Source organism: Candidatus Korarchaeota archaeon NZ13-K (genome assembly GCA_003344655.1).
Lineage (GTDB): Archaea > Korarchaeota > Korarchaeia > Korarchaeales > Korarchaeaceae > Korarchaeum.
The window spans coordinates 1-10,037 of the sequence record MAIU01000038.1 but is presented as its reverse complement, the minus strand read 5'-3'; the positions used below and the strand labels follow the sequence as shown (position 1 = coordinate 10,037).

The following is a 10,037-nucleotide window of genomic DNA, read 5'->3' as shown; positions in this document are numbered from 1 at the left end:
CTCAGCTCATCCCAGAGCTCCTCCATCGCGTCGTTCCCCTGGACGTAACCCGTCGGATTGTTTGGGTAGTTTATGAGGACGGCGCCAGCGCTCCCAAGATTCCTCAGGACCTCGCCCACTATGTCCTCCGAGGTGGGATCGTACGTCCTGAACTCCAGCCCCATGATCCTCGCGTTGTCGAAGTACTGGGTGAAGCCGGGAGCGGGCAGGAGGATTTTCCTCCTCCTGAGCACCATGAGAACGGAGGTAAGGGCCTGGGCCCCGCCGTTAGTGACGAAGATCCTATCGGGATCCAGATCCCTTCCCAGGAACCTTCTGGCGAACCTCGATATCCTCTCCCTGGTCTCCCTCATGCCCTCGAACGGCAGGTAGCTCCTGCCCACCTCCCCCACATTCCTGAGAAGCTCCCTGACGCTCAAGGGTGGGGAGTGGCTTGGGGTCCCTATGTGGGCGTTTATGACCCTCCTCCCTTCCCTCTGCCTCTCCGAGCATATCCTGAATATGTCGGTGACGTCCAGGACCAGCTCAACCCCTCCCGAGCATCCCCCTGAGGAGCTCGAGGAAGCTCGAGTAGGCGCCAGGTGCGATCGTGTAGTTCAAGTAGAGCGAGAGCGAGAACACTGCCAAGATTATGATGAGCATGAGGTAGTCACTAGCTCTCATGGAGAGTTCCTCTAGCTGTGTTGGGTTCTTCGTGGCCCCGTATCCCCTCGACTCTATCGATATCTGTAGCTCCATCCCCCTCCTGAGCATGTTGAGTATGAGGGGGGTGAGGATGGGCACGTAAGCCCTGAAGGCCCTCACTATCATGTTCATCCTGTCTATATCGAAGGCCCTCAGCTTCTGAGCGTCCTTTATGTCGGAGAAGGACTTGAATATGAGGGGAGCGAACCTCAGGCCGGCGAGGAGCGTGAAGGAGAAGCTGTAGGGGAGTCTCAGGCTGTGGGCCAGCGCCGACATCTTGGTTATCGATGTCGTCATCACGAATATTATAGCGGCTATGACGACCACCAGTATCTTCACGGATATGAAGAGGCCGTAAAGCAACCCTTCCAGCGTGAACTCCCCTATATCCTTCTCCCAAAGCTTGAAGTGCCCCACGGCGAACAGGGGGGTCACCCCTCCCCTGTAGAGGAACCCCTGCACCACTATGAAGAAGAGGAATATGCCCATGAGCACCTTTATCACTAGGGCCACCCTCCAGAACTCTATCCGGGCCGCCCTCCAGAGGACCAGCTCGAAGGCTAGGACGATGAGGAGGGGTATCACTGAGTAATCGTAGGTGAAAAGGAGCGCCAACAGGAGGGCGGCCAGCAGCAGTGAGGCCTTAGTCACGGGATGGAGCCTGTGCATCAGGGTGTCCTTCTCAACGTACTTGAAGGTCATCTCATCACCTCGATCAGGCTGAGGAACTCATCCACCTTTATCACCTCGCTCGGGACCCCCTCCTCGCTCAGCGAAATTGCCAGCCTCGTTATCTGGGGTGGCATGACCCCGGCCTCCCTTAGCTCCTCGACCCTGTTGAAGACGACGTGAGGGTCGTCATCCAGTATTATTTTGCCGCCAGCCATGACGATCACTCTGTTAGCGTACCTGGCTATCAGGTCCATGTCGTGCGTTATCATTATTATCGTCTTCCCCCTAGCATGGAGCTCCTTGGCGAGGTCGGCCAGCAGGTACCTCCCCCTATAGTCCTGGGCGGTGGTGGGCTCATCGAGTATGACGACCTCAGGATCCAGCGCGAGGGTCGCCGCGGCAGCCAGCAATCTCCTCTCCCCAAAACTGAGCTTGAATGGAAAATAATCTGCTTTTTCCTTCAATCCCACTAGCTCCAGGATCTCAAGAGCTCTTTTTCTTGCCTCCTCACCCTTCACCCCTATGTTCCTGAGGCCGAACATGACCTCCTCCAGCGCCGAGATCGTGAAGAGCTGGTAGTCCGGGTTCTGAAGTATCAGCCCTATCCTCCTGGCCAGCTCCCCGACAGTGAACTTAGAGATGTCCTCTCCCCTGAAGAGCACGCTCCCCCTCTGCGGCCTCAGCAGGCCTATCATGGTCTTGACGAGGGTGGACTTGCCGGAGCCGTTCATCCCTATCACGCCCAGGAAGTCACCCTCGTGAATGGTCAGATCAACACCATTCAGGGCCTTCACGCCCCCGGGGTACTCGTAGTGTACCCCCTTAACCTCTATCACGACCTCCCTCCTCCCCCTGGGCTCCAGCCGGATTCCCCCGGATACCCTGATCCTCCCCCTGGACAGCAGCCTGCTGAGGATATCCCTGGCCTCGAACTCATTTATCGGGATATCCCCGTCCAGCTCAACCCCCTTTTCCCTCCTGATCCTCTCCGCGAGGATCGCCACATCTGGGGCCTTCACCCCGGCGTGTTCCATGAGCTCCACGTTAGAGAATATCTCCTTGGGCCTCCCCATGGCGAGCATCCTGCCCTCCTTCAGCACGATCACCCTGTCCGCTATCTCCGCTATCTCCTCCGTCTGATGCGTGGTTATCACCATGGTCGCACCCCTTTCCTTGAGCTCCCTCAGCGTCCCCATCACCTCCCTGACCCCGACAGGGTCCAGCTGCGATGTTGGCTCGTCCAGCACGAGCACCTCGGACCTCATGGCTAGAACAGAGGCCAGCACGAGCCTCTGTTTCTGTCCACCGGAGAGCTCATCCGGGGACCTCTCCTCGAGACCGCTCAGCCCCGTCACCTCAAGCGCCCACCTGACGCTCTCAAGGATCTCCGCCTTGCTTAGACCCAGGTTGCTGGGACCGAAGGCGACCTCCATGAAGACCGTGGGCGAGAATATCTGGGAGTCCGGATCCTGGAGAACTATTGAGACCTTCTTGGAGAGCTCCCTCATGGGCAGATCCTTGGGCTGGACGCCGGCTACGCTCACCCTTCCCCTTATGGTCCCCCCGTATATGTGAGGGATGACTCCCGAGAGGAGGTAGCAGAGGGTGGTCTTGCCGGCCCCGTTCTCACCCACAACCGCGACCACTTCTCCCCTTTTTAAGAAAAAAGATAGGTTTTTTAGGGCTATTGTGCCATCAGGATACGTGAATGTGACGTCTTCGAGCTCAATGACTCTCTCTGACATGATGAGGATCTTCCCCCTACCATATGGCCCCAGCCACCTTGGGCAATCCGCTCCTCTTAAGTCCCTCGATTATCGGGATCGCTATTATCGTGATTATCACGCAGAAGATCGGTATCCATATGAGGTAGACGCTGACGGTGGCTATGGTGAGCGTCACGGGGTACTTGTATACGTACCAGTAAGGATACTCCCATGGCATCCACCAGAGGAACATCCCGATGAGCACCGTGAAGTACATGGCAGCGAACCTCCTCGCCCCCACGCTCTCCCTTATCATCCTGGGCAGGGTCCTGAAGCCTATCGGCGTGAGCAGCACGACTATCCAGGGTAACCATGTCGGAACGAACAGGAGGAAGTAGAGCGGTTGGGGAGCCTCATCGAACCCCCCGGCCGGTCCCGGGATGTAGTAAGGTACCAGGTTTATTGTTATGGCCTGACTTATGTAAAGGAGCATGAGTATCACGTAGTACTTCATCTTGTTGGCGTTCATCACGAGACCGACCGCTATGGCCGGCATGGTGCCGGTCAGTATCACATCCACTATGCCCAGAGGATAAGCGGCCGGGGAGAGGACCCAACCTATGAGACCGCCTATGAAAGCGCTCAGGGTGGCCGCGGGGAGCCCCAGGATGAAGGGAGCTATCGCCGCCAGGGGCAGGGAGAGCGGCCAGTAGCCCCCGCCACCGACGTACGGGAATATCGGTATCACGCTCGTGGCTCCGAGCAGGGCCGAGTATAGGGCTATCCAAGAGACTGGAGCCCTTCTCTCAGGAGCAAAAGTCTCGCTCTCCATGACCTCACCCCTAACTCCCCTTAACCCTCCCGAAGATCGTGAAGATTATCCCTAGTATAAGTAGGCCGGCGATCGTGTAGTTGAAGAGGTCCGTGGGGATCTGCTTCTTGGGGGGGAGCACGTAGATGTTGTAGATCTGCCCCAGTACGGCTATGATGCCCGCTATTATCAGGAGGATTCCCACGTAATACAAAAGGATTTTCGGCGCCTTCTGACTCATGCACAGGCACCTCCCTAATGCCGGCCGCTCACTTATATAGCTTGCGATTCGAATTGATCATCAAAGTGGTTAGGATGAGGGATTGTAAAAGAATTTTATCATATTTCTCAGGGCGAGGCGGATTCATGAGGGTGGGGACTCACCTCACTATCTCGTCCACATCCCTCCACCACTTCTCGCTGGTCCCCTTCTTGGCCCTCTTCATCCAGTTCTTGGTCTTAGGCTCCTCATCTATTATCCTGAGGAGATCGTCCACTCGCCTGACCACCAGGTCCCTCTCGCCCTCCTTCAGCCTCCCCTCCCTCACCATCTGATCCGCGTAGAACTTCACCTTCTTCAGATTCTCAACCGCATCGTACCAGAACCCCCAGTCGTCGGCGAGGACCTTAGCTATGTACTTAGCATTTATCTTCCTCTCTCCCTCCTCCTCAGCCAGCTCGTGCGTCAGGAAGAGCACTATCAGGTCGACCAAGTCCTTGGGATTTATCTCGTGTATCTGGAGCTTCTCCAGCACGACGTCCGTCGCGGTTATCACGTACTTCGAGAGCTCAAGCCTGCCCTTCCCCGGCTCCTCCCCGAAGAAGACGTCATGACAGAACTCGAGCTTGTTGAAGAAGACGTCTACGTGGAACTTGCCCTCGGGATGGTAGTATATGAGCCTCCTATCGCTGAAGAGCACGTTGATCATCCTGTCCGGGAGGAACCCCAGCTCCCTCTCGAACACCTCCTTGAGCCTCTTGGCCTGCTTCTTGTAAGCCATCAGGTCCAGGTCTGTGAACATGGGCACCCCGGCACCGAACCTGGTGCTGTGTATCTCCCTCGCCCTCCGATCCCCTTCCGTGTGTATGTAGACAGCCATGGCGCCGAGTATCCTCGCTATGACCCCCCTCCCCTCCAGCTTATCTATTATGCTCTTGCACTCCTTAACGAACTCCTCAGGATCTATCTCGACGAAGTGAATGCCCTCGTGCCCCATATTCAACCCTCTATCTTCCAGTAGTTCTTCAGGCCTTCCGGCTCGAGCTCTATGACGAACCCCCTGAGCAGGCCCTCGCTGTACTCGCTCCCGGGGTTGACCACCACGGTCTTCCCTATCTTGTCGCTCGCGTAACTCTCATGTATGTGACCGTGAAGCCCCATCAGGGGCTGATACTTCTCGATCACCTTCCTGACGGCCTTGGAGCCAACGTGCACCAGCACGGGCTTGCCGCCCACGTAGACGGGCTTCAGGTTCTTGTCCAGCTTGGGCGCCAGGTCGAGCTTTGTGTCAACAGGAGGGCAGTGGAAGTTGAATAGGGCCTTGGAGAAGTCCTTTATGCCGGACCTCTCTATCTTCTCCTTGAGCATCTTCTCGAGCTTGTCCTCTGGGGCCTCCCTGGGGGTGTTCCAGGGTGTCGGGTTGACGTACTCGTGACTCACTATCTGGTAACCGTAGTTAAGCTCGACGGTCTTGTCGAGCGGGTATATTATCCCCCTGTCCTCGTAGCTCTTTATCGTCTCATCTATGTACTGCTCATCATCGTTCCCGGGCATCACTATGGAGGTGACGTTCCGCACATCCACCTTCTCTATGAGGAGATCGAGCCACTTGGCTATCCTCTCTATCATCAGCTTCTTGAATAGCTCCTCCTGCTTCTTCGGGTCCGCTGCGATCTCTTGTATCTCCTCAGGAGTGAGCACAGCGTAGTAATATGAGAAGCTCTCTATCCTGTCCATCAGCTCCTTCAGCTCCTCGCTGCTCCTCGCGTAGTACTTCCTACCCACTATCTCAGCCTCATAATGGTCTCCCTTGTCGAATATCGGGACTATCGCCTTGCCCGTCAGGTCTCCCGCAAGTATTATCACGTTGGCCCTGTAAACGTTGACCGCGTTCAACCACTTCCTCCAGACCACGGTGTTCCCGTGAATGTCGGCCGCGAAGAACATACGCACGGTCATTGCAACACCCGGGGCAGGGCGGTCCCCGAGCTAATAAGCTTTGCCCTTGGGGTAAAGATATTATCGAAAGAGGGGACAATTATAATAAAATTAAACAAAATTGAGCCGCGAGACCCTCTCCGGTCTCCTCGCTATCCCTTGAGCTCTTAGGAGCGATTAAGCGAGATGATCCAATTGCTCAGGGTTCCAAGCGAGGTATTTGAATTGGAGGTTTTCCAGCATGGGCTACTTCCTCCCAGCCTCCGCCCGACCTCAACGCAGCCGGGGAGTTGATCCTCCCCGGGGGAGTTCTCTCGGCCTTTTAAATTTTCCAGCTAGCGCAATCAAGGATCGCTCATGGTAGGAAGGGAGGATAAATCCCTGCTCGAGAAGATGGCCTTCCTCATAGAGGCCACCGACTCCTACCGCGTCGGCAGGAACGTCGACCTCAGGAAGGTTGAGAGGGTCATGAGCGAGCTCTCTCCCCACCTCGCCAGCCTGCTGGACGCCAGCACAAGGAAGAGGTACAAGAAGACGGTGGACTTCATAATAAATCTTCCAGCTAGGAGCAAGGAAGCGAGGAAATGGTCATCTATTTACATGCTAGTGAGGTTTCTCTTGAGGATCTCCTTGCTGGGCTTCTTACTCTCGATAGGCCTCCTGTTCTACGGTTCTCAGCTTGCTGAAGCAATTCTTTGGACTTCCAGCTCCATACTGCTGATCTCCCTCGTGCTCAGGTGGTTCTCGCTGGTCAAGATACTCGAGTTCTACGAGAGGGAGATGAGGAACCAGAGGGGGAAGGACGATTTCTTAAAAGAATTTGCGCAAGAGCTTATAAATTCCCTGAGGGAGAGGATGAAGGAGATGGGGATGAGCCCGAGGAAGCTGAGGCTTCACCTCTTCAAGGACGATTACAGCGGCCTAAGATTTCTGAAGGGGCCCGGATGGCTGAGGGATTACCACCTGGCGGAGGTCGATGTCTGATGAGCCTCTCGATAATCCTGGAGAGGAGCGTTCTCAGATTGGGTGATCCTATAAGAGGGGAGATAAGGGGTGAATCCCCGATAAACGCGAGGCTATTCGTGATACTCTCATCCATCCTCTTCCCGGGTGCCGAGACAATAGCTAAGACCTTCACTATATACAGGCAGGATCACGTACTCAGGCCGGGTCACTTCGAGATAACCTACCCGGGGGAGCTGCCTCCCTCAGTGAGCGGGAGGGCCAACAGGGTCAGGTGGAGCCTCCTGTTCGGGAGACCCAGGATGGGGGGGAGGTTCTTCTACCCGAGGAAGGAGGTCAGGCTCAAGGTCTTCCCGGGGAGACCCTCCCCCAGGATTGAACCCTGGATAGAGTTCGATAAGGAGTACTATAGGTCGGATGAGGTGATCAGGGCCATCCTGAGGGAGCCGGTGGACCCCAAAAAAGCCCTGGTGGAGCTGGAGGCCGAGGAGTGGCTCTCCTATAAGGGGGAGAGGAGGGAGGTCAGGTACCACCTCTCCGATGGCGTGATAAGGAGTGAGGGAGGGAGGCTGATGGCCGAGGTCACTCTCCCCCATGATCCGACGACTGTGCAGGACGTCACCTTCTTCTTCCCTTACACGTTCAGCTTCATCGGGAGGGACATCTCCTTCGGTTCCAAGGTCAACGTGGTGCTAACCACGCCTGAGGGGGAGAGGAGGGCCGAGGTCCCCGTTTGGCCCGGGGAGCCGAGGTACGCTAGGGGGGAGACCCGGAGGGGTCCCCCTCTCACATGAGGATCAGACGGCCTCAACGAGCGGTAGCTCGATCTCAACCTTCTTTATTATCTTGGCCACTTCCTTGAACTTCTCCAGTGCCGTCTCAACGTCCTCCTTCGTGTGCTGCGTCGATACGGTCCACTGCTCGTCCGGACCGTAGTTCGGGATCACTCCCCTGTTCATCATGGCTATCATGAACAGCCACCACTTTCCGACGTCAACCTTCTGGAAGCTCCTCCAGTCGACCACCTCCTCCTTAGCGAAGACCATCGATCCGCTGACCCCTATGTACTGCACGGTCGCCTCTATCCCCTCATCCCTTATTATGTCCAGGTAACCCCTGGCCAGCTCCTCTCCCAGCCTGCTGGCCTGAGCAAGGGCGCTTTCCGTCAGTATGTCCCTCAGGGTGACCAGGCCCGCCCTTATCGAGACTGGGTTCGCGTTGAAAGTCCCAGCGTGAGCCACAACCCCTGGAACTATGCTCTGCATCACCTCCTTCCTCCCGGCAACTACTGAGAGTGGGAAACCCCCAGCTATCGCCTTCCCCAGGGTCATGAGGTCTGGCCTCACCCCGAAGTGGCCAGCGGCACCTGAGTAGAACTTCCCACCCGTCTTTATCTCATCGAATATTAGGAGGCAGTTGTACTCGTCGCATATGCTCCTCAGCCCCTCGAGGAAGCCCGGCTTTGGTGGGACGAAGCCCATGTTCATGGCTATGGGCTCAAGTATTATCGCTGCCACATCGTTCCCATGCGCCCTCATTATCCTCTCAACGCTCTCCAGGTTGTTGAACTGGGCAACTAGGGTGTGCTTGACGACATCCTCAAGCACGCCCTGGGAGCCAGGGACCTGGTTGGGGGCGAGAGGATGCCCGGCCCTGTACCTGGAGGGCTTCACGCTGACCAACAGGAAGTCGTGGCTGCCGTGATAGCACCCCTCGAACTTCACTATCTTCTTCCTCCCAGTGAATGCCCTCGCTATCCTTATGGCGTGGAATGTGGCCTCCAGCCCCGTTGAGGAGAACTTCATCATGTCAACCTTGAACCTGGACCTTATCAGCTTCGCGAGCTCGAGCATCTCCTCGAACTCGAATCCGAATATGGTTCCCTCCTCGATCTTCTCCCTAACGGCCTCAACCAGCCTGGGGTGGCTGTGTCCGGTGCCTAGGGCCCCGAAGGCCATGTTGAAGTCTATGTACTCGTTCCCATCCGCGTCCCAGATCCTGCTTCCCTTGGCCCTGCTCATGTAAATCGGGTAGGGATCAGCGTACCTGTAGTTGGAGTTGACGCCGAAGGGGACCAGCCCACTTACCTCCTCGAATATCCTAGCGGACCTGGGTGTCCTGCTCTTAAAAAGCTCCAGCTCGGAGGCCGGGACCTTGTCCAACCTCATGTGGGACATATGCAATCGCCGCCAGAATTCTTTAAAAATGTTCCTATCGCCAAGCACAGCATTCGGTCCACCACCAGATTTACAAATTTTTTACTGAGTTAGGTCCAATAATGGCTCTGCGGACATCCTCGTGAAGAAGCTCAGGTCAGCACCCTCCAGCGCATCGGTTCGGGGGATGAATCCGCTGGCCCCTTCCTCAGCTCCAGCCGCATATATCCCTCGCGCAGATGATCCCGGAGATCACGACAGCCTCTATCCCCCCTCCCGGGAAGGTGGAGGCGCCGACCAGGTATAGGCCCCTTATGGGGGTCTTGAAGTACGGTCTCCTCGTGCGGATCGATTGATCGAAGGAATATATGGCTCCCTCCGGCATTGAAGTGTACCTCTCGAATGTCCTAGGTGTTGCCGCATCCCTGACGACTATACTCTCGCTGATGTTCGGGATAACCCTCTCCACCTTCCTGATGATCATCTCGGCTAACTCCTCCTTCATTTTCAAGTATTCAGCCGTTCCCCTCTCCGGGAAGTCATTGTAGCTAGCGCCCGTCAGTATCGTTACGCTCGCCTTGCCCTCAGGGGCCAGACTCGGATCCGCGTTCGAGTTCACGACGATGCTACAGCCCCCATCCAGGTCCTCGATGATCGTCGGATAACCCGAGAGATCCTCATCAAGCCCCAGGAACACCATGAAGCAGGATGGAGACATCTTCAAGCCTTTTATGTACTCAATGAACTCCTTGCTTAGGTGCTCCTCCCCTACGAGCTCCAAGAACGTCGTCCTCGCATTAGCATTCGAGACGACGATCGGGCTCCTGAAGACCTTGTCCCCGACCCTCACACCCCTGACCCTCCCGCCCTCCACCAGTATCTTATCG

Annotated in this window: 11 protein-coding genes; 2 read left to right on the top strand and 9 right to left on the bottom strand. The window is 56.4% G+C overall.

Going from position 1 to position 10,037, the window contains the following annotated elements; translation table 11 throughout:
• The 7 genes from BA066_04995 to BA066_04965 form a co-directional block, all read right to left on the bottom strand.
• On the bottom strand, positions 1-524 hold a 524-nt coding region (locus BA066_04995; GenBank protein RDD53339.1), incomplete at its 3' end, for an aminotransferase class I/II-fold pyridoxal phosphate-dependent enzyme.
• A gap of 1 nt (position 525) precedes the next feature.
• Positions 526-1,386, bottom strand: a complete 861-nt coding sequence (locus tag BA066_04990; protein ID RDD53337.1) for an energy-coupling factor transporter transmembrane protein EcfT — start codon at positions 1,384-1,386, stop codon at positions 526-528.
• Positions 1,383-3,101, bottom strand: coding sequence for an ATP-binding cassette domain-containing protein (locus BA066_04985; protein RDD53336.1), 1,719 nt, complete (start codon positions 3,099-3,101; stop codon positions 1,383-1,385). Before BA066_04985 ends, BA066_04990 begins: the two co-directional genes overlap by 4 nt.
• Positions 3,102-3,117: 16 nt before the next feature.
• Positions 3,118-3,894, bottom strand: a complete 777-nt coding sequence (locus tag BA066_04980) for a hypothetical protein (protein ID RDD53335.1) — start codon at positions 3,892-3,894, stop codon at positions 3,118-3,120.
• 10 nt (positions 3,895-3,904) lie between these two features.
• Positions 3,905-4,114: a hypothetical protein gene (locus tag BA066_04975; protein ID RDD53334.1), complete on the bottom strand. Its 210-nt coding sequence runs from the start codon at positions 4,112-4,114 to the stop codon at positions 3,905-3,907.
• Between the two features lie 139 nt (positions 4,115-4,253).
• Complete coding sequence (locus tag BA066_04970; GenBank protein ID RDD53333.1) at positions 4,254-5,090, bottom strand: hypothetical protein; 837 nt, start codon at positions 5,088-5,090, stop codon at positions 4,254-4,256.
• A 2-nt stretch (positions 5,091-5,092) separates the two neighbouring features.
• Entirely contained in the window at positions 5,093-6,052 is a 960-nt protein-coding gene (locus BA066_04965) for a phosphoesterase (GenBank protein RDD53332.1), read from the bottom strand.
• Between the two features lie 336 nt (positions 6,053-6,388).
• Between BA066_04965 and BA066_04960 the strand changes: the two genes are divergently transcribed.
• Both BA066_04960 and BA066_04955 read left to right on the top strand, forming a co-directional pair.
• Entirely contained in the window at positions 6,389-7,015 is a 627-nt protein-coding gene (locus BA066_04960) for a hypothetical protein (GenBank protein ID RDD53331.1), read from the top strand.
• The gene (locus BA066_04955; protein ID RDD53330.1) at positions 7,015-7,788 is read left to right on the top strand and encodes a hypothetical protein; all 774 of its coding nucleotides are present in this window, start codon (positions 7,015-7,017) and stop codon (positions 7,786-7,788) included. Before BA066_04960 ends, BA066_04955 begins: the two co-directional genes overlap by 1 nt.
• 3 nt (positions 7,789-7,791) lie before the next feature.
• Here the strand turns inward: BA066_04955 and BA066_04950 are convergent, their stop codons facing one another.
• Together BA066_04950 and BA066_04945 are read right to left on the bottom strand one after the other, a co-directional pair.
• Positions 7,792-9,162, bottom strand: coding sequence for an aminotransferase class III-fold pyridoxal phosphate-dependent enzyme (locus BA066_04950; protein ID RDD53338.1), 1,371 nt, complete (start codon positions 9,160-9,162; stop codon positions 7,792-7,794).
• 196 nt (positions 9,163-9,358) lie between these two features.
• Positions 9,359-10,037, bottom strand: a 679-nt coding sequence (locus tag BA066_04945) for an NAD(P)/FAD-dependent oxidoreductase (protein RDD53329.1), incomplete at its 5' end; no start/stop codon positions are given.

Excerpts from the sequence above, each read along its gene's own strand:
- BA066_04955 (RDD53330.1), top strand. The coding sequence starts at position 7,015 with ATGAGCCTCTCGATAATCCTGGAGAGGAGCGTTCTCAGATTGGGTGAT.
- BA066_04970 (RDD53333.1), bottom strand. The coding sequence starts at position 5,090 with ATGGGGCACGAGGGCATTCACTTCGTCGAGATAGATCCTGAGGAGTTC.
- BA066_04950 (RDD53338.1), bottom strand. The coding sequence starts at position 9,162 with ATGAGGTTGGACAAGGTCCCGGCCTCCGAGCTGGAGCTTTTTAAGAGC.
- BA066_04980 (RDD53335.1), bottom strand. The coding sequence starts at position 3,894 with ATGGAGAGCGAGACTTTTGCTCCTGAGAGAAGGGCTCCAGTCTCTTGG.
- BA066_04990 (RDD53337.1), bottom strand. The coding sequence starts at position 1,386 with ATGACCTTCAAGTACGTTGAGAAGGACACCCTGATGCACAGGCTCCAT.
- BA066_04975 (RDD53334.1), bottom strand. The coding sequence starts at position 4,114 with ATGAGTCAGAAGGCGCCGAAAATCCTTTTGTATTACGTGGGAATCCTC.
- BA066_04965 (RDD53332.1), bottom strand. The coding sequence starts at position 6,052 with ATGACCGTGCGTATGTTCTTCGCGGCCGACATTCACGGGAACACCGTG.
- BA066_04960 (RDD53331.1), top strand. The coding sequence starts at position 6,389 with ATGGTAGGAAGGGAGGATAAATCCCTGCTCGAGAAGATGGCCTTCCTC.
- BA066_04985 (RDD53336.1), bottom strand. The coding sequence starts at position 3,101 with ATGTCAGAGAGAGTCATTGAGCTCGAAGACGTCACATTCACGTATCCT.